The following is an 18891-nucleotide window of genomic DNA, read 5'->3' as shown; positions in this document are numbered from 1 at the left end:
CGTGGAACGTATCTACATCGGCATGGGCAGCAATCTGGCGGCCCCTGAACAACAATTGCGCCATGCCGTCGAGGCCTTGGCGCAATTGCCGGACACCACGCTGGCGGGCGTCTCTGCCTTCTATCAAAGTGATTCCCTGCTCCCGGGCCAACCGCGCTACACCAATGCGGTCGCGGCCCTGGACAGCGCCCTTGCGCCACTGGAACTGCTCGATGCGCTGCAAGCCATCGAGAATGACCAGGGCCGCGAGCGTCTTGAGCGCTGGGGTCCGCGCACCCTCGACCTGGACATCCTGGTGTTTGGCGACCGGCTGATCGATGAGCCACGCCTGAAGGTGCCGCACTATCAAATGCACCTGCGGGCATTCGTGCTGTACCCGCTGGCAGAACTCGCCCCCGCCGGCCTGCAACTGGCCGATGGCCGCTTGCTTAGTGACCTGCTGGACGCCTGCCCGTTTGTCGGCCTGGAACGTCTCGCGCCTGCTGAATCGCATCAGTAACAGCGGTAACACCACCGCCGTAACAATGCGGTAACACATCCAATTGACTTCCAGAGTTCTCCTCACGACTATAGGCGTCCCGCTGCCGCCTACCCGGCGCTAAAGGGCGCAATCCAGGCCTTATAAGCACTGATCCTTAAGAAAGTGCGCCTGTATAAACGAAGACTCACGCGCGTTACTCGCTGTTTCCAAGCGCCTGAATGAGGACCCTTTTCATGCCAAACGTTACCCTGAGCACCTTGCAGAGCCTCAAGCTCAAAGGTGAAAAGATCACCATGCTGACCTGTTACGACGCCACTTTTGCCCAGGCCAGCAGCCAGGCAGGAGTTGAAGTGTTGCTGGTGGGGGATTCCCTGGGCATGGTTCTACAAGGGAATGACAGCACCCTGCCCGTGACAAACGATGAAATCGCCTACCACACGGCCTGCGTCAAACGCGGCAACGAGGGCGCCTTCATCATTGCCGACCTGCCCTTCATGGCCGATGCCACCATCGAACAGACGCTGACCAACAGCGCTCAACTGATGCGTGCCGGTGCGCACATGATCAAGGTTGAAGGTGCCGCCTGGCTTGCCGAGTCGATCCGCCTGTTGGCCGAGCGTGGCGTGCCGGTTTGCGCGCACATGGGCCTGACGCCACAGTCGGTCAATATCCTCGGCGGCTACAAGGTGCAAGGCCGCGGCGAAGCTCAGGCGCGCCAGATGCGCGCCGATGCCATCGCCCTGGAACAGGCCGGTGCGTGCATGATTTTGCTGGAATGCGTACCCAGCGAGCTGGCAGCGGAAATCACCCAGGCGGTCAAGGTACCGGTGATCGGTATCGGCGCAGGCGCTGACACCGATGGCCAGGTTCTGGTACTGCACGACATGCTGGGCCTGTCCCTCACCGGCCGCGTGCCCAAGTTCGTGAAAAACTTCATGACCGGCCAGGACAGCATCCAATCGGCAATCGCCGCCTACGTCAGCGAAGTCAAAGCCGTCACCTTCCCGGGCGCCGAACACGGATTCTCTGCATGAACACCGTCAAGACCGTGCGCGAACTGCGCGCCGCCGTCGCCCATGCCCGCAGTGCGGGCAAACGCATCGGCTTCGTGCCCACCATGGGCAACCTGCACAGCGGCCATGCCACGCTGGTCACCAAGGCCGCGCAACAAGCGGACTTCGTGGTCGCGAGCATTTTCGTCAACCCGCTGCAATTTGGCGCTGGCGAAGACCTCGACAAGTACCCGCGTACCCTCGCTGCCGACCAGGAGAAACTTCTGCAGGCCGGCTGCAACCTGCTGTTCGCCCCCACCGTTGACGAGATGTACCCCGACGGCATGGCCGGCCAGACGCGCGTCAGCGTGCCGCAACTGTCCGAAGGCCTGTGCGGCACCAGCCGTCCGGGGCATTTTGAAGGTGTGGCCACGGTGGTCAGCAAGCTGTTCAACATGGTCCAGCCCGACCTGGCGATCTTTGGCCAGAAGGACTACCAGCAACTGGCGGTCATTCGCGCCATGGTCCATGACCTGAACATGCCGATCCAGATTATCGGCGAGCCCACCGTACGGGCCGATGATGGCCTGGCACTGTCATCGCGTAACGGTTACCTCACCGAGGAGCAGCGAGCCATCGCACCGGTGCTGTACCGCAGCCTCAGCCAGATTGCGACGGCGATTGAAGCCGGCGATCGCGACTTCGCCACACTGCGCGCCGCACAGATCCGGCAGATCGAAGCCGCAGGCTTTCGCCTGGATTACCTGGAGGTCCGCCAGGGCGTGCACCTGCGTCCGGCCACCGCTGAAGACCGGGACGTGGTGATTCTGGTCGCTGCCTACCTCGGCGCCACCCGCCTGATCGACAACCTGCATTTGCAGCTGAACTGACCCCGCGACACACCCCGCCTGTTGCACTGCCTGATCGGCCGGTATAAAAAAGTACCGGCCACAGCGCAGACAAAGCCAAGACAGATCGACACGCTAGGTTTAATGTATTCGCCCTACGCTATTCGTTGGCGTCGACCGGAGCCTGTCATCTTCACAAAGACAGGACATTCCCGGCTTTAAAGTGTCCTACAAGCAGTCCCAGCAATAAAAAGGAAACCCGCAGCGATGGCGTACTACCGCACTCCTCATGACGTTACCGCTCTGCCCGCCTGGCAAGCGCTCAATCAACATCGCCAAGCCATGCAGGATTTCAGCATGCGCGAAGCCTTTAATGCCGATCCCCAGCGCTTTACCCAGTTCACCTTGAGCAGCTGCGGACTTTTCCTCGATTACTCGAAAAACCTGATCACCAGCGAAACCCGCGACCTGCTGGTGGGCCTGGCCAAGGAAGTCGACCTTCAAGGCGCGATCAAGTCGTTGTTCAACGGCGAGCCGGTCAACTCTTCAGAAGGCCGCCCGGCGCTGCACACCGCGCTGCGTCGTCCGGTGGGTGACAAGCTGTCGGTCAACGGCGTGAACATCATGCCGGACGTGCACAAGGTGCTGAACCAGATCACTGACCTGGTCGGCCGCATCCACGACGGCCTGTGGCGTGGCTACACCGAGAAGCCGATCACCGACGTGGTGAACATCGGTATCGGTGGCTCGTTCCTCGGCCCGGAGCTGGTCTCCGAAGCGCTGTTGTCCTACGCCCACAAAGGCGTGCGCTGCCATTACCTGGCGAACATCGACGGCAGCGAGTTCCACGAGCTGACCATGAAGCTGCGCGCCGAGACCACGCTGTTCATCGTCTCGTCCAAATCCTTCAACACCCTCGAAACCCTGAAGAACGCCCAGGCCGCCCGCGCCTGGTACCTGGCCCAGGGTGGTTCGGAAGCCGAGCTGTATCGCCACTTCATCGCCGTATCGAGCAACAACGCGGCCGCCGTGGCCTTCGGTATCCGCGAAGAAAACATCTTCCCGATGTGGGACTGGGTCGGCGGTCGTTACTCGCTGTGGTCGGCCATCGGCCTGCCGATTGCGCTGGCCATCGGCATGTCCAACTTCAAGGAACTGCTGTCCGGTGCCTATACCATGGACCAGCATTTCCAGACCGCGCCGTTCGAGGCGAACATGCCGGTGCTGCTGGGCCTGTTGGGCGTGTGGTACGGCAACTTCTGGGGCGCACAGAGCCATGCGATCCTGCCGTACGACCACTACCTGCGGAACATCACCAAGCACTTGCAACAGCTGGACATGGAATCCAACGGCAAGAGCGTGCGCCAGGACGGTACGCCGGTTTCCACCGACACCGGCCCGGTTATCTGGGGCGGCGTAGGCTGCAACGGCCAGCACGCTTATCACCAACTGCTGCACCAAGGCACCCAACTGATCCCGGCCGATTTCATCGTGCCGATCGTCAGCTTCAACCCGGTTTCCGACCACCATCAGTGGCTGTACGCCAACTGCCTGTCCCAGAGCCAGGCACTGATGCTGGGCAAGACCCGCGCCGAAGCTGAAGCCGAACTGCGCGAAAAAGGCATGGCCGAAGCCGAAGTGCAGAAACTTGCACCGCACAAGGTGATCCCGGGTAACCGCCCGAGCAACACCATTGTGGTTGAACGCATCAGCCCTCGCCGCCTCGGCGCGCTGGTGGCGATGTATGAGCACAAAGTGTTCGTGCAGAGCGTCATCTGGGGCATCAATGCCTTCGACCAATGGGGCGTGGAGCTGGGCAAGGAGCTGGGCAAAGGCGTCTACAACCGCCTTACCGGCACTGAAGAACAGCCTGCGGACGATGCATCCACCCAAGGGTTGATCAACTACTTCCGCGGTCGTCACCGCGGTTGAGGGTATGCCTGCAAGGCCAACGTCTGTTTGGACGTTGGCCTTGAACCCGCCTGCCACAGGGTGCATCTTTATTGCTTGTCGCAAAAACAAGAATAAGGATCCCTCATGTTCGATATCAGCACGTTCCCCACCGCCGATGCCGTCCGCCGGGCTGCGCAACTCAGTCAAGAGGACTACCTGCGCCTCTACCGCCAATCCGTCGAGCAACCCGACACGTTCTGGGCCGAACAGGCCAAGCGCTTTCTCGACTGGACCACGCCTTGGCACACCGTCCAGAAGTCCGACATCAAGACCGGCGCCGCCCAATGGTTTGACGGCGGCCAACTGAACGTCAGCTTCAACTGCATCGACCGTCACCTGGCACAACGCGCCGATCAACCGGCCTTCATCTGGGAAGGCGATGATCCTGCAAAGTCTTCCAAAATCACCTACCGCCAACTCCACCAAAACGTCAGCCGCCTGGCCAATGTGCTGAAAAGCCGTGGTGTGAAGAAAGGCGACCGCGTGTGCATCTACATGCCAATGATTCCCGAGGCGGCCTACGCGATGCTGGCCTGCACGCGGATCGGTGCGGTGCATTCGGTGGTGTTTGGTGGATTCTCGCCGGACGCCCTGCGCGACCGCATTCTCGACGCCGACTGCCACACGGTGATCACCGCCGATGAAGGCGTGCGCGGTGGCAAGCCAGTGGCGCTTAAACAGAATGTCGACAAGGCCCTGGCCAGTTGCCCGGGCGTCAGCACGGTACTGGTGGTGCAGCGCACCGGTGCGGCGGTCAGTTGGACTGAAGGGCGCGACCTCAACTATCAACAGGCCCTGGACGCGGCCAGCGACGACTGCCCGCCCGAGCCGATGGACGCCGAAGACCCGCTGTTTATCCTCTACACCTCCGGCAGCACCGGAAAACCCAAAGGTGTGCTGCACACCACCGGCGGCTACCTGCTGCAAGCTGCAATGACCTTTAAATACGTGCTCGACTACCGCGACGGCGAAGTGTTCTGGTGCACTGCCGATGTGGGCTGGGTGACCGGCCACAGCTATATCGTCTACGGCCCGCTGGCCAATGGCGCCACCTCGCTGATGTTCGAAGGCGTGCCGAGCTACCCCGACAGCTCGCGCTTCTGGCAGGTGATCGACAAACATCAGGTCAACATCTTCTACACCGCACCCACCGCCCTGCGCGCGCTGATGCGTGAAGGGCATGGCCCGCTGGAAAACACTTCCCGCGCCAGCCTGCGCCTGCTGGGCAGCGTCGGCGAGCCGATCAACCCGGAAGCCTGGGACTGGTACTTCAACGCGGTCGGCGAACAACGCTGCCCGATTGTCGACACCTGGTGGCAGACCGAAACCGGCGGCATCATGCTCAGCCCGCTGGTCAGCGCCCAGCGCATCAAGCCCGGCTGCGCCACCCAGCCAATGTTTGGCGTGGTGCCGGTACTGCTCGATGAGCAAGGCAAGGAAATCAGCGGCGCCGGCAGCGGCGTACTGGCGATCAAATCCAGTTGGCCAGGGCAGATCCGCAGCGTGTACGGCGATCCCCAGCGGATGATCGACACCTATTTCAAACCCTACCCCGGCTACTACTTCACCGGCGACGGTGCTCGGCGTGACGAGGACGGCGATTACTGGATCACCGGGCGCATCGATGATGTGATCAACGTGTCCGGGCACCGTATCGGCACCGCCGAGGTGGAAAGTGCCCTGGTGCTGCATGATCAGGTCGCCGAGGCTGCGGTGGTGGGCTATCCCCACGACGTCAAAGGCCAGGGCATCTATGCCTTCGTCACGCCCATGAATGGCGTCGAACCCGACGATGCGTTGAAAAAGCACCTGCTGGACCTGGTGAGCAAGGAAATCGGCAGCTTCGCCAAGCCCGAGTTGATTCAATGGGCGCCGGCCTTGCCGAAAACCCGCTCAGGCAAGATCATGCGGCGGATTTTGCGCAAGATTGCCTGCAACGAACTGGACAGCCTGGGGGATACTTCCACCCTCGCCGACCCGAGCGTGGTGGACGGCCTGATCGACAAGCGCCTCAACCGATAGGAACCCATGGAATTCATTCGCAGCCGCATCGAAAACCAGCTGATGAGCCTGACCGGTTTGTCGCTGGGCCAACTCGACCTGGAAAACCCCAAGGGCGATCCAGGTCTCTTTGGACCGAACTCGGTGAGCTGGAAGGTCCATGGCGACTTCAGCAGCATGTTGATTGGCGGCATCAGCGCATTGATGTTGCAGGCATTACACCCGCTGGCGCTGGCCGGCGTGTGGGACCACTCGAACTTTCGGCAGGACATGCTGGGGCGTTTACGACGCACCTCGCAGTTTATTTCCGGGACCACGTTCGGTTCGCGGCGTGATGCCGAATGGCTGATCGAGAAAGTGCGCACCATTCACCTGCAAGTGGTCGGCCATGCCCCGGACGGACGACCGTATGCGGCCAGTGACCCCGAACTGCTGACCTGGGTGCATGTGGCAGAGGTCAGCAACTTTCTCGCGGCCCACCTGCGTTATCGCAACCCGGATTTATCCCCCAGGGATCAAGACCGGTACTACAGCGAAATCGCCCTGGTGGCCGAGCAATTGGGCGCGCGCCATGTGCCGCGCTCACGTCAGGAAGTTTCCGATTACCTTGAGCGTATTCGCCCGCAACTGCTGTGTGATGAACGCAGCCACGAAGTCCTGCGCCTGCTGCTTAATGCGCCGTCTCCCAGCACCTTGGCCAAGCCGTTTGGCTCGTTGATGATGCAGGCCGGCATCGACCTGCTGCCGGACTGGGCCAGCGACATGCTCGGGCAGAAGCAAAGCCCGATCCAGCGCCAGATGATCCGTGCCGGGGTCAGGCGCAGCGCGCCGTTGTTGCGCTGGGCCATGCGCAATGGTTCGGTGCAACGGGCCCACAGGCGAATGGGCCTGCTGGAGCCATAACTGTTAAACTCCCGCGCCCCAATTACCCTGCAAGGCGCGCACTATGTCTCCCTTGAATCAGGCGCTGCGCGCCGCCCTCGATCATCGCCAGGACTTGCTTGCCGAGCTGCATGCCCAAGGCACCGATTGCTATCGCCTGTTCCACGGCAGCCAGGAAGGCGCTGGCGGCCTGACCATCGACCGCTATGGCCCGCAACTGCTGGTGCAGAGCTTTCACCAGTCGCTGGAAAGTGAAGACCTGCTGAAATTGCACCAGGCGATCAACCAGCACCTGGGGCTGGAGCTGCTGCTGGTCTACAACGATCGCTCCCGGGGCAACTCGCGCATCGACCGTGAAGACACGGTGTACCGCGCGGAACCTGCGGCCCTGGAAGACTTGATCGGCCACGAATGGGGCCTCAATTACCGCGTACGCGGGCGGCACGCCGGGCAAGACCCGCTGCTGTTCCTGGACCTGCGCAACACCCGTGGCTGGGTCAAGGCACACAGTGCCGGCAAAAGCGTGCTGAACCTGTTTGCCTACACCTGCGGCGTAGGCCTGAGCGCCGCTGCCGGTGGCGCCCGCGAGGTGTGCAACCTGGACTTTGCCGAGGGCAACCTGGCGGTCGGTCGCGAAAACGGTCAACTCAACCCGCAATTGCCGACGATGGAATTCGTGCAGTCGGATTATTTCCCGGCAATCCGCCAACTGGCGGGCCTGCCCATCAGCCAGCGCCGCGGTCAGAAACTGCCGAGCTATCCACGCCTGGATCAACGCCAGTACGACCTGGTGCTGCTCGACCCTCCCGCCTGGGCCAAGAGCGCTTTCGGCACCGTCGACCTGCTGCGCGACTACCAGAGCCTGCTCAAGCCTGCGCTGCTGGCCACTGCCGATGACGGTGTGCTGATCTGCTGCAACAACCTGGCAAAAGTCAGCATGGACGACTGGCGCGACCAGGTCCTGCGCTGCGCCGAAAAGGCCGGTCGCCCGGTACGCGACTGGCAGGTCATGACACCCGGCGCAGACTTCCCGTCGCTGGACCAACAGCCACCGCTGAAGACCCTGATCCTGCAGCTGTAAGACTTGTCCCAAAAGGGCCCGGGCTCAGTAATAAAGGCCCGGTTCTTCGGAACCGTAAACCCGTGCCATACTCCAAGGCACTCTTGATCGACATAGATGGCGTCACATATGCCCAAAGGATTGATTCGCGCCGCCGGCGCCTTGCTGACCGCCCTTGCCCTGTACAGCTTGCTGGGCTTCCTTATTCTCCCCGGCATTGCCCTTCGTGTGGCCAATCAACAGTTGGCCAATTACGCCACCGTGCCGGCGCATATCCAGCGTATCGAGCTCAACCCGTTCAGTCTCGAATTGACCGTGTGGGGCCTGAATATCGGTGAGCCCGGCAAGGAGCAAGTGGCCTTTGAACGCCTCTATGCCAACCTGCAGATCGACAGTTTGTGGACACGCGCCCTGCACCTGGCTGACGTCCAACTCGACAAGCCAAAGACCGAGCTGCTGTTCGACAAGTCCGGCCAGCTCAACCTGGCACAGCTGTTCAAATTGCCGGCCAGCGAGCCGACCCCAACCGATCCGAACGCCAAACCGTTCCCCCTGCGCATCGATAACATCAAGCTGGCGGGCGGCTATGTGCACTTCCAGGATTTGCGCCCTAGCGAGCCGATCGAGTTTCTCTACGACAAACTGGATTTCGAGCTGAAAAACCTCAGCACCCTGCCCGAAGACAATGCCGACATGACGTTGGTGGCAGCCGGACCGGAAGGCGGCCAGATCGACTGGACCGGCAATTTCAGCCTTATCCCGATTGCCTCCGAAGGCAAACTCAAGGTTACCGACGGCAAGATGAAAGTCTGGTGGCCGTATGTGCGTGACGCGGTGCCGCTGGTTCTGGAAGACGGTGTCCTCAACTTCAGCACCGACTACAAGCTGAGCCTGGCGAAAGAAACCGAGCTGAACCTGACCAACGTCGCCCTGAGTGTCGCGCCGTTTGCGATCAAGGCACCGGATGGCCGGCCGCTCGCGCGCCTGGAGAAACTGGACGTCAGCGAAACCACCGTCGACCTGGCCAAGCAGCAAGTGATCGTCGGCAAGATCCGTAGCAATAAACTCGAAACCTGGGCGGCCCTCGAAGCCGACGGCCAGCTGGATTGGCAAAAGCTGTTCGCCAGCCAGCCGAGCAAACCGGCAGCCGCGCCCGAACCCGCTGCCGCCCCCGCCACTGCCGACTCGCCAAAACCTGCGCCGGCCGCGCCGAGCAAGCCTTGGCAAGTGCTGCTCAAGGACGTGCAACTGCGCAACTATCAAGTGCATCTGGCGGACCGCTCGGCCAAACCGGCAGTGGCCCTGGAAGTCGGCCCGCTGAACCTTGACCTGCAGGATTTCGACAGCCTTAACCAGAGCCCGTTTACCCTCAAGCTCGATACCGGCGTAGGCAAGCAAGGCAAGCTCCAGGCCACCGGCCAGGTCAACCTGAGCCCGGTCAGCGCCAAGCTGAAAGTGGATACCAAAGACATCGACCTGCGTGTCGCGCAGTCCTACATCAGCCCGTTTATCCGCCTGGAACTGCGTAGCGGCATGCTCGGCAGCAACCTGGATGTAAACCTGAAAAGTACCGAGCCCCTGGCGTTCCAGGTGACTGGCCGGGCACAGGTCGACCAGTTGCACACCCTGGACACCCTGAAAACCCGCGACTTCCTGAAGTGGCAGCGGTTGGTACTGGAAGGCGTGAACTATCAACACGGCGACAGCCTGTCGATCGACAAGGTCAACCTGTTGCAGCCCTACGTGCGCTTCATGATCAATGATGACCGCACCACCAACATCGATGACTTGCTGATTCCGCAGCCGGCCAACAGCGGCAGCAAGTCGGCCGCGAAACCTGCGGCCGGTAAGGAAAAGCCCTTGGGCATCCGCGTGGGTCAAATTGCGATCAACGACGGCTCGGCCAATTTCGCCGACTTCAGCCTGACCCCGAACTTCGCCACCGCCATTCAACAGCTTAACGGCCAGATCGGCACCATCGACAGTCGCCAGGCGAAACCGGCGAGCGTTGACGTCAAGGGCAAGGTTGACCGTTATGCGCCGGTCACCATCAAGGGCAGCGTCAATCCGTTTGATCCGATGGCCGCACTGGATATCGCCACCAGCTTCAAACGTGTCGAACTGACCACACTCACACCGTACTCGGGCAAATTCGCCGGGTTCCGTATCCGCAAGGGCCGGCTCAACCTGGACCTGCATTACGTCATCACCAAGGGCCAGTTGAAGGCCGAGAACAAAGTGGTGGTCGAGCAGTTGCAACTGGGTGAGAAGGTCGACAGTGCCGACGCCGTGGACCTGCCGATTCGCCTGGCGATTGCCCTGCTCAAGGATTCCGACGGCAAGATCTCCATTGAGCTGCCGGTAACCGGTGACTTGAACAACCCGCAATTCAGCGTGATGCCGATTGTCTGGCAGACCCTGCGTAACCTGGTGGTACGTGCAGCCACGGCACCGTTCAAGTTTATTGGCGGCCTGATCAGCGGTGGCGGCGCCCAGGACCTCGGCAACGTGTCGTTTGCGGCGGGTTCCAGCGAGCTGAGCAAGGACTCCGAGTCAGCGCTGGACAGCCTCGCCAAGGCACTCAAGGAGCGCCCTGCCCTGCGCCTGGAAATCGAAGGTACCGCCGCTGCCAGCAGTGACGGCCCGCTTTTGGCCGCACAACGACTGGAACGCGAATACCAGTACAACTACTACAAGATCCTCCAGCGCCGTGGCGATAAAGTCCCGGCACAGGCGTCGCTGCTTGAAGTCCCTGAAAAGGAAAAGGCGCCACTGCTGGAAGGCATCTACCGCACCCGCTTGAAACTGCAGCCGCCTCCCGAGTGGAAGGACCTGAGCAGCGATGAGCGCACTGCCAAGCTGCGGGACGGTGTGATCAAGTTCTGGAGCGGCAGCGACGTGCTGCTACGCCAACTGGGCCAGGACCGCGCCAGCGCGATCAAGGACTACCTGGTGGACAAGGGCCAGCTGGAAGATGACCGGGTTTACTTTATCGATGCAAACCTGGGTGAAGCCGAGAAGGATGGTCGGGTGGTGACGCCGATGCATCTGGATGCCGAGTAACCCAAACGCTGGCCCCCCTGTAGGAGCGAGCTTGCTCGCGAAGAACGTCAACGATAACGCGGACTTTCTGAATTGACGCGGTGTTCTGAGGTTTTTCGCGAGCAAGCTCGCTCCTACAGTTCCCTTGCGCAATAGAACAGGCCCCGGCACAAGTGCCGGGGCCTGTAATGACCACATCCGTGTGGCCGGTCGCATGAACCTGTGAGGTGCATTGAGCGGATGTCTTGACTCGCTCGTGGCCGCCTCTGCCTAGTTCAGGCGATTCGTTAAGCGTTACTCTGCTTTCAGGCCGTCGGCCGATACAGCTTTAACGCCTTTGATTTTCTTGGCGATGGCAACAGCAGTCGTTTTCTGAGCTTCGGTGATAGCTACGGTCGACGACAGGGACACTACGCCTTTGTTGGTTTCGACTTTGATGTCGGTACCAGGAATGCCTTTCTCGGTAACCAGGTCACTTTTCACTTTGGTAGTGATCCAGGTATCGGAGGTCGCTTCCTTGGCTTTGGTCACTTCACCGGCCGCTACAACCATAGGCGCCTGGGAAGTTTGAGCGAAGGCCACGTTGGCCATGGTCAGGGTCAGAGCGGTGGCAGTTGCAGCAGCGATAGCGAACTTTTTCATACGAGTAACTCCTGTTTTATCAAAAGTCTGCAGCGTGTAAACGTTAAAGCTGCAGGGCTATCAGTACTATTGCAGGCGCTGTGCCAAGTTTTTATTTCCAATAAAAACCTTATAAATCAATACCTTATAAAAATACCCAATTTTCGAAATCGTGCAACTTGCATGAAGGCGATCGTGCCTGCATGCAAGTTGCGGCTTTTGGGTATGGCTAAACGCCTGATTTCGCGACACTTTCCCACAGGCATAAAAAAAGGACTCCGAAGAGTCCCTTTTTTCAGCTGGCAGCGACGGGGTGATTAAACGCCCGAAGCCTTGGCTGCTGCTACGTCCTTGATGGACAGCTTGATACGGCCGCGGTTGTCCACGTCCAGTACCAGCACTTCCACTTCCTGGCCTTCTTTCAGGATGTCGGTCACTTTCTCAACGCGAGCGTCGCTCAGCATGGAGATGTGAACCAGACCGTCCTTGCCTGGCAGGATGTTGACGAATGCGCCGAAGTCGACGATGCGCTCAACCTTACCGACGTAGATCTTGCCGATCTCTGCCTCAGCGGTGATACCCAGAACGCGCTGGCGTGCAGCCTCAGCCGCTTCCTTGGTTTCGCCGAAGATCTTGATCGAGCCGTCGTCTTCGATGTCGATCGAAGCCTTGGTCTCTTCACAGATCGCACGAATGGTCGCGCCGCCTTTACCGATAACATCACGGATTTTGTCGGTGTCGATTTTCATCGCGATCATGGTCGGAGCATTTTCCGACAGTTCGGTACGGGACTGACCAATGATCTGGTTCATCTGACCGAGAATGTTCAGGCGCGCTTCCAGGGCTTGGCCCAGAGCGATTTCCATGATTTCTTCGGTGATGCCCTTGATCTTGATGTCCATCTGCAGCGCGGTAACACCTTTGGCGGTACCGGCTACTTTGAAGTCCATGTCGCCCAGGTGGTCTTCGTCGCCCAGGATGTCGGTCAGGATGGCGAACTTCTCGCCTTCTTTAACCAGACCCATAGCGATACCGGCAACCGGTGCCTTCATCGGAACACCAGCGTCCATCAGCGCCAGGGAAGCACCGCAGACCGAAGCCATGGAGCTGGAACCGTTGGACTCGGTGATTTCCGACACAACACGAATGGTGTACGGGAACACGTCGGCGGCAGGCAGCATGGCCGAAATCGAACGACGGGCCAGACGGCCGTGACCGATTTCGCGACGACCAGCGCCACCCATGCGACCACACTCACCTACCGAGAACGGAGGGAAGTTGTAGTGCAGCATGAACGGGTCTTTTTTCTCGCCTTCCAGGGTGTCCAGCAGCTGTGCGTCACGGGCAGTCCCCAGTGTTGCAACAACCAGGGCCTGGGTTTCGCCACGGGTGAACAGGGCCGAGCCGTGGGTTTTTGGCAGAACGCCGACTTCGATGTTCAGTGGGCGTACGGTGCGAGTGTCGCGACCGTCGATACGTGGCTTGCCGTTTACGATGTTTTCGCGAACGGTGCGGTATTCGATTTCGCCGAATGCTGCTTTGACTTCGCTGGAAGAAGGCTGGCCTTCTTCACCGGACAGCTTGGCAACAACCTGGTCCTTCAGCTCACCCAGGCGAGCGTAACGGTCGGCCTTGATGGTGATGGTGTAGGCGTCGGAGATGGCGGTGCCGAACTCGGAGCGGATAGCGCCCAGCAGTTCAGTCGCTTCAGGCGCAGGAGCCCAGGTCCAGGTTGGCTTGGCAGCTTCAGCAGCCAGTTCTTTAACAGCGTTGATCACAACCTGGAACTCGTCGTGAGCAAACAGTACCGCGCCCAGCATCTGGTCTTCGGTCAGCTCTTTGGCTTCCGATTCAACCATCAACACGGCTTCCGAAGTACCGGCAACGACCATGTCCAGGCTCGAAGCTTTCTGTTGTTCGTAAGTCGGGTTCAGCAGGTAGCCGGTGCTTTCGTGGAACGCAACACGGGCAGCGCCGATCGGGCCATCGAAAGGAATACCGGAGATGGCCAGGGCAGCCGAGGTACCGATCATCGCAGCGATGTCCGGATCGGTCTTCTTGCTGGTGGAAACGACGGTGCAGACAACCTGCACTTCGTTCATGAAGCCTTCTGGGAACAGCGGACGGATCGGACGGTCGATCAGTCGGGAAGTCAGGGTTTCTTTCTCGGAAGGACGGCCTTCACGCTTGAAGAAACCGCCAGGGATCTTACCGGCAGCGTAAGTCTTTTCCTGGTAGTGAACGGAAAGAGGGAAAAAGCCTTTGCTCGGGTCAGCGGTCTTGGCGCCAACAACGGTCACCAATACGGTGACGTCGTCGTCAACGGTGACCAGCACTGCGCCGGAGGCTTGACGGGCAATACGGCCTGTCTCGAGGGTAACGGTCGACTGACCGAACTGGAATTTTTTGATAACCGGGTTCACGGTGTCCTACCTTCTTTGTGGCTCTTGGGGAACTTGTCTTCTTGCGAAATTCTTGGGCAATGTCGGGAATCGGCCCAACGCCTGTCCAGGGTAAAACGTGTATCCAGATAAAACTTGAGGCTGGAAGCCTGCCATGGGCCAGCGGGAAACCCACTGACACACGACAGCCAACCAACCTCTAGCGCAATCGCTTATTAGCGACGCAGACCCAGGCGACCGATCAGAGTCTGATAACGACCCAGATCCTTGCCTTTCAGGTAGTCCAGCAGCTTACGACGCTGGTTTACCATGCGGATCAGACCACGACGGGAGTGGTGATCTTTACCGTTGGCCTTGAAGTGACCTTGCAGCTTGTTGATGTTGTGGGTCAGCAGTGCAACTTGCACTTCTGGCGAACCAGTGTCACCAACAGCTTGCTGGTAGTCAGCTACGATTTGAGCTTTTTCTTGAACGTCGAGAGCCATGAGGCAATCCTTTTTTCAGGAAACCATCCAAAGGACGGTTTCAACAGGCCAGGGACAAATCCCTGTATCTAAAAATGAGTAGTGACCGTGCCTGTTAACAGCCACCCTCGTTCGGTCATTCTGACCGAATCAGTCGACGCGGCGCGATGCGCCCGTCTTCGCTCACTTCACCGATACCGATGAAGCGACCGTTGTGATCTTGTACCCGCACCATGCCGAACTTCGGGGCATCCGGTGCACGTACCGGCTGGCCGTTAAGCCAGTAGAACGCGCTGTGCTCCGAGAAGTGCAGCAGTGGCCAATCCAGCAAACCGCTGTCCGATGGCATCAGGAAGCGATCAACCGCTTCATTGCCGCCTTCGGCATGTACCGCCTCCAGCTCTTCCAGCGTGACCGTCTGGGCCAGGGTGAAAGGGCCTGCCTGGGTGCGTCGCAGTTCTGCAACGTATGCGCCACAGCCTAGTTGCTCACCAATATCCTCCACCAGGGTACGGATATAGGTGCCTTTGCTGCAGTCCACCGCCAACCGGGCAGTGTCGCCTTCGGCGGCGAGCAATTCCAAGCGCGCAATAGTAACAGAACGCGGTTCGCGCTCCACCACTTCACCTGCACGTGCCAGCTTGTAAAGAGGCTGGCCATCACGCTTGAGAGCCGAGTACATCGGCGGTATCTGACTGATTTGCCCACGAAAAGCGGGTAAGGCAGCTTCGATATCAGCACGACCAACGGTCACCTCGCGAACCTGCAAAACATCACCTTCGGCGTCTGCCGTGGTGGTGGTCTTGCCCAGTTGCATCAGGGTTTCGTAACCCTTGTCGGAATCGAGCAGGTATTGCGAAAACTTGGTGGCCTCGCCAAAACACAACGGCAACACGCCGGTGGCCAGCGGATCGAGGCTGCCGGTGTGCCCTGCCTTCTCGGCATTGAGCAGCCAGCGGACCTTCTGCAACGCCGCATTGGAGGTAAAGCCGATGGGCTTGTCGAGCAGAATGATGCCGCTGACGTTACGACGGATACGTTTGACCTGAGCCACCGATTACTCCTTGGCGTCTTCAGGCGTGGCGGATTCCGGGTGCTGATTGTCTTCAGCCACGGCCCGCTCGATCAGTGCCGACAGGTGCGCGCCACGCACGACGCTTTCGTCGTAGTGGAAGTGCAACTGTGGAACGCTGCGCAGCTTCATTTCGCGGGCCAGCTGCATGCGCAGGAAGCCTGCGGCAGAGTTGAGCACCTTGATGCTTTGCGCGATTTCTTCGCTGTTGTCCTGGCCCATCACGGTGATGAAGATCTTGGCGTGACCAACGTCACGGCTGACTTCAACGGCGGTGATGGTGACGAGGCCAACACGTGGGTCTTTTACTTCACGACGGATCAGCTGTGCGAGCTCGCGCTGCATCTGATCGCCGATACGTTGGGTACGGCTGTATTCTTTTGCCATGTCTTGTTACCTGTTACTGCCACACGGTGAAACCCGTGGGGTCTGAAAGCGGCAAACGCCCGGCCTGACAAAAGCCAGACCGGGCGTTGCGTTTAGAGTCCGGACGCTGCGCCCGGCATTTGCATGCCTGGGCGCCGCGTGGCCCTTGAAGTGCGCGAGTTAGAGGCTGCGAGCAACCTGGACCTTCTCGTAGACTTCGATCTTGTCGCCAGCCTTGACGTCGTTGTAGCTCTTGACGCCGATACCGCATTCCATGCCGGCACGTACTTCGGAAGCGTCATCCTTGAAGCGGCGCAGGGATTCCAGCTCGCCTTCGAAGATAACGATGTCTTCACGCAGTACACGGATTGGACGGTTACGGTGCACAACACCTTCGATAACCATGCAACCGGCGATCGCGCCGAATTTCGGAGAGCGGAACACGTCACGCACCTCAGCCACACCCAGGATGTTCTCCCGGACGTCGCTGCCAAGCATGCCGGTGAGGGCCTTCTTGACGTCTTCGATGATGTCGTAGATGACGTTGTAGTAACGCATGTCCAGGCCTTCCTGCTCGACGATCTTCCGTGCGCCAGCATCGGCACGCACGTTGAAGCCGAACAGTACAGCGTTGGAAGCCAGTGCCAGGTTGGCGTCGGATTCGGTGATACCACCGACACCGCCACCGACAACACGCACTTGCACTTCGTCGTTACCCAGGCCGTTCAAGGCGCCGTTCAACGCTTCGAGGGAACCACGAACGTCAGATTTGAGGACGATGTTAAGCGTCTTCTTCTCTGCCTGGCCCATGTTCTCGAAGATGTTTTCCAGCTTGCCGGCGTGAGCACGGGCCAGCTTGACTTCGCGGAACTTGCCTTGACGGAACAGAGCCACTTCACGGGCTTTCTTCTCGTCCGACAGCACGCTCATCTCGTCGCCAGCGTCCGGGGTACCGTCCAGGCCGAGGATCTCGACAGGGATGGAAGGACCGGCTTCCTTGATTGGCTTGCCGTTCTCGTCGAGCATGGCACGCACACGGCCGTAGTTCGAACCGACCAGGACCATGTCGCCTTGGCGCAGGGTACCGTCTTGAACCAGAACGGTTGCAACCGGGCCACGACCTTTGTCGAGACGCGATTCAACCACAACACCACGACCCGGGGCCGATGGGGTTGCTTTCAGTTCGAGTACTTCGGCTTGCAGCAGAACAGCTTCAAGCAGTTCGTCTACACCGGTACCGACTTTCGCCGAAACCGAAACGAACGGCGTATCACCGCCCCACTCTTCGGACGTCACGCCGTGAACCGACAACTCGCTACGGATGCGATCGAGATCGGCGCCCGGCTTGTCGATTTTGTTCACTGCAACTACCAGTGGAACACCAGCGGCCTTGGCGTGCTGGACAGCTTCAATGGTCTGCGGCATGACGCCGTCGTCCGCTGCAACTACCAGGATCACGATGTCAGTCGCCTTGGCACCACGGGCACGCATTGCGGTAAACGCGGCGTGACCTGGGGTGTCGAGGAAGGTGACCATGCCGCGTTCGGTTTCAACGTGGTACGCACCGATGTGCTGGGTGATGCCGCCGGCTTCGCCTGCAGCTACCTTGGCACGACGGATGTAGTCGAGCAGCGAGGTCTTACCATGGTCAACGTGGCCCATTACGGTCACGACTGGCGCACGGGAGAAGGTCTCGCCTTCAAACTTCAGGGACTCGGCCAGGGAATCTTCCAGGGCGGTGTCGCTGACCAGGGTCACTTTGTGGCCCAGCTCTTCAGCAACCAGTTGGGCAGTTTCCTGATCCAGTACCTGGTTGATGGTGGCTGGAGTACCCAGTTTGAACATGAACTTGATGATTTCAGCAGCCTTGACCGACATCTGATTGGCGAGATCGCCAACAGTGATGGTCTCGCCGATCTGCACATCACGCACGACAGGGCCGGTTGGGCTCTGGAAACCGTGGGCGTTGCGCTTCTTCAGCTTGGCCTTGCCGCGACCACCGCGACGGAAGCTGTCGCTTTCTTCGTCGGTAGTACGTGGAGCAACGCGTGGCGCTGGCGCCTTCTCTTTGACCGAAGCACGATGCGGAGCGTTTTTGCGCTCACCATCGCCACTGCCACGACGATTGTTATCGTCGGCACGTGGTTTGTCCGGGCGACGAGGTTCTTCGCGTTTGCGAGCGTCGGCTGCAGGAGCAGGCGCGGCGGCAACCGGAGTGGCCTCACGAACAGCTTCTACAGGCGCGCTAGGCGCAGCAACGGCCTCAGTGTTAGCAGGTTGCGCAGCAGCAGGCTGGCGACGCGCTTCTTCTTCGGCGCGACGCTTGGCTTCTTCTTCAGCCTTCTGACGAGCAGCATTTTCTACTGCGCGACGTTCTTCCAGTTCGCGTTTGCGCTCGGCTTCGATTTCTTCCGGGCTGCGCTGTACGAAGACTTTCTTCTTGCGTACTTCAACGCTGATGCTCTTGCTACCAGCAACACGCAGGGTGCTGGTGGTTTTGCGCTGCAATGTAATCTTGCGCGGTTCTTCCACTTTCGCCTTGTGGCTGCTCTTCAAGTGAGTCAGCAAAGACTGCTTCTCACTATCGCTCACACCTTCATCGGCGGCGGTGTGCGGCAGACCTGCCTCACGCATCTGCTGCAACAGGCGCTCTACCGGTGTTTTGACCTCATCGGCCAGTTGTTTCACCGTGACTTGCGTCATGCAC

Annotated in this window: 14 protein-coding genes; 8 read left to right on the top strand and 6 right to left on the bottom strand. The window is 59.8% G+C overall.

All coding sequences use genetic code 11. From position 1 onward, the window contains the following. Position 1: 1 nt before the first annotated feature. From folK to HKK54_RS14230, 8 genes are all read left to right on the top strand, one after another. Positions 2-499 carry a 2-amino-4-hydroxy-6-hydroxymethyldihydropteridine diphosphokinase gene (folK, locus tag HKK54_RS14265; protein ID WP_010174366.1) on the top strand — a complete coding sequence of 166 codons (498 nt, stop codon included), beginning with the start codon at positions 2-4 and terminating at the stop codon, positions 497-499. A gap of 215 nt (positions 500-714) precedes the next feature. Beyond that, a complete protein-coding gene (gene panB / locus HKK54_RS14260) occupies positions 715-1515 on the top strand; it encodes a 3-methyl-2-oxobutanoate hydroxymethyltransferase (RefSeq protein WP_010174364.1) in 801 nt (266 codons plus the stop codon). Next, entirely contained in the window at positions 1512-2363 is an 852-nt protein-coding gene (panC, locus tag HKK54_RS14255; RefSeq protein WP_169387062.1) for a pantoate--beta-alanine ligase, read from the top strand. The genes panB and panC overlap by 4 nt, the downstream gene beginning before the upstream one ends. Positions 2364-2588: 225 nt before the next feature. After that, entirely contained in the window at positions 2589-4253 is a 1665-nt protein-coding gene (pgi, locus tag HKK54_RS14250; protein WP_010174359.1) for a glucose-6-phosphate isomerase, read from the top strand. Positions 4254-4358: 105 nt separating this feature from the next. Then, positions 4359-6296, top strand: a complete 1938-nt coding sequence (gene acs / locus HKK54_RS14245) for an acetate--CoA ligase (protein ID WP_169387061.1) — start codon at positions 4359-4361, stop codon at positions 6294-6296. A gap of 6 nt (positions 6297-6302) precedes the next feature. Further along, positions 6303-7178 carry an oxygenase MpaB family protein gene (locus tag HKK54_RS14240; RefSeq protein ID WP_169387060.1) on the top strand — a complete coding sequence of 292 codons (876 nt, stop codon included), beginning with the start codon at positions 6303-6305 and terminating at the stop codon, positions 7176-7178. A 43-nt stretch (positions 7179-7221) separates the two neighbouring features. After that, positions 7222-8238, top strand: a complete 1017-nt coding sequence (locus HKK54_RS14235) for a class I SAM-dependent rRNA methyltransferase (RefSeq protein WP_169387059.1) — start codon at positions 7222-7224, stop codon at positions 8236-8238. 108 nt (positions 8239-8346) lie between these two features. Beyond that, positions 8347-11280, top strand: a complete 2934-nt coding sequence (locus HKK54_RS14230; RefSeq protein ID WP_169387058.1) for a DUF748 domain-containing protein — start codon at positions 8347-8349, stop codon at positions 11278-11280. A 273-nt stretch (positions 11281-11553) separates the two neighbouring features. Here the strand turns inward: HKK54_RS14230 and HKK54_RS14225 are convergent, their stop codons facing one another. The 6 genes from HKK54_RS14225 to infB all read right to left on the bottom strand — a co-directional run bounded on the left by HKK54_RS14225 (position 11554) and on the right by infB (position 18887). Continuing rightward, positions 11554-11901 (bottom strand): BON domain-containing protein, encoded by a 348-nt coding sequence (locus HKK54_RS14225; protein WP_010174348.1) that lies wholly within the window; start codon positions 11899-11901, stop codon positions 11554-11556. 296 nt (positions 11902-12197) lie between these two features. Beyond that, positions 12198-14303 (bottom strand): polyribonucleotide nucleotidyltransferase, encoded by a 2106-nt coding sequence (pnp, locus tag HKK54_RS14220; protein WP_010174346.1) that lies wholly within the window; start codon positions 14301-14303, stop codon positions 12198-12200. Positions 14304-14497: 194 nt separating this feature from the next. Further along, entirely contained in the window at positions 14498-14767 is a 270-nt protein-coding gene (rpsO, locus tag HKK54_RS14215) for a 30S ribosomal protein S15 (RefSeq protein WP_003177875.1), read from the bottom strand. 115 nt (positions 14768-14882) lie between these two features. Next, a complete protein-coding gene (truB, locus tag HKK54_RS14210) occupies positions 14883-15800 on the bottom strand; it encodes a tRNA pseudouridine(55) synthase TruB (RefSeq protein WP_003212182.1) in 918 nt (305 codons plus the stop codon). A 3-nt stretch (positions 15801-15803) separates the two neighbouring features. Beyond that, on the bottom strand, positions 15804-16205 hold the full coding sequence (gene rbfA / locus HKK54_RS14205) for a 30S ribosome-binding factor RbfA (protein WP_003212184.1): 402 nt from the start codon (positions 16203-16205) through the stop codon (positions 15804-15806). 159 nt (positions 16206-16364) lie between these two features. Further along, on the bottom strand, positions 16365-18887 hold the full coding sequence (gene infB, locus HKK54_RS14200; protein ID WP_010174338.1) for a translation initiation factor IF-2: 2523 nt from the start codon (positions 18885-18887) through the stop codon (positions 16365-16367). Positions 18888-18891: the final 4 nt, after the last annotated feature.

The sequence above is a fragment of the Pseudomonas sp. ADAK13 genome, from assembly GCF_012935715.1.
Lineage (GTDB): Bacteria > Pseudomonadota > Gammaproteobacteria > Pseudomonadales > Pseudomonadaceae > Aquipseudomonas.
The sequence above is the reverse complement of the archived record's forward strand: the minus strand, read 5'-3'. Positions and strand labels throughout refer to the sequence as shown.

Coding starts and splice junctions, on each gene's coding strand:
- panB (WP_010174364.1), top strand. CDS start 715: ATGCCAAACGTTACCCTGAGCACCTTGCAGAGCCTCAAGCTCAAAGGT.
- panC (WP_169387062.1), top strand. CDS start 1,512: ATGAACACCGTCAAGACCGTGCGCGAACTGCGCGCCGCCGTCGCCCAT.
- pgi (WP_010174359.1), top strand. CDS start 2,589: ATGGCGTACTACCGCACTCCTCATGACGTTACCGCTCTGCCCGCCTGG.
- acs (WP_169387061.1), top strand. CDS start 4,359: ATGTTCGATATCAGCACGTTCCCCACCGCCGATGCCGTCCGCCGGGCT.
- HKK54_RS14240 (WP_169387060.1), top strand. CDS start 6,303: ATGGAATTCATTCGCAGCCGCATCGAAAACCAGCTGATGAGCCTGACC.
- HKK54_RS14235 (WP_169387059.1), top strand. CDS start 7,222: ATGTCTCCCTTGAATCAGGCGCTGCGCGCCGCCCTCGATCATCGCCAG.
- HKK54_RS14230 (WP_169387058.1), top strand. CDS start 8,347: ATGCCCAAAGGATTGATTCGCGCCGCCGGCGCCTTGCTGACCGCCCTT.
- HKK54_RS14225 (WP_010174348.1), bottom strand. CDS start 11,901: ATGAAAAAGTTCGCTATCGCTGCTGCAACTGCCACCGCTCTGACCCTG.
- rpsO (WP_003177875.1), bottom strand. CDS start 14,767: ATGGCTCTCGACGTTCAAGAAAAAGCTCAAATCGTAGCTGACTACCAG.
- rbfA (WP_003212184.1), bottom strand. CDS start 16,205: ATGGCAAAAGAATACAGCCGTACCCAACGTATCGGCGATCAGATGCAG.
- infB (WP_010174338.1), bottom strand. CDS start 18,887: ATGACGCAAGTCACGGTGAAACAACTGGCCGATGAGGTCAAAACACCG.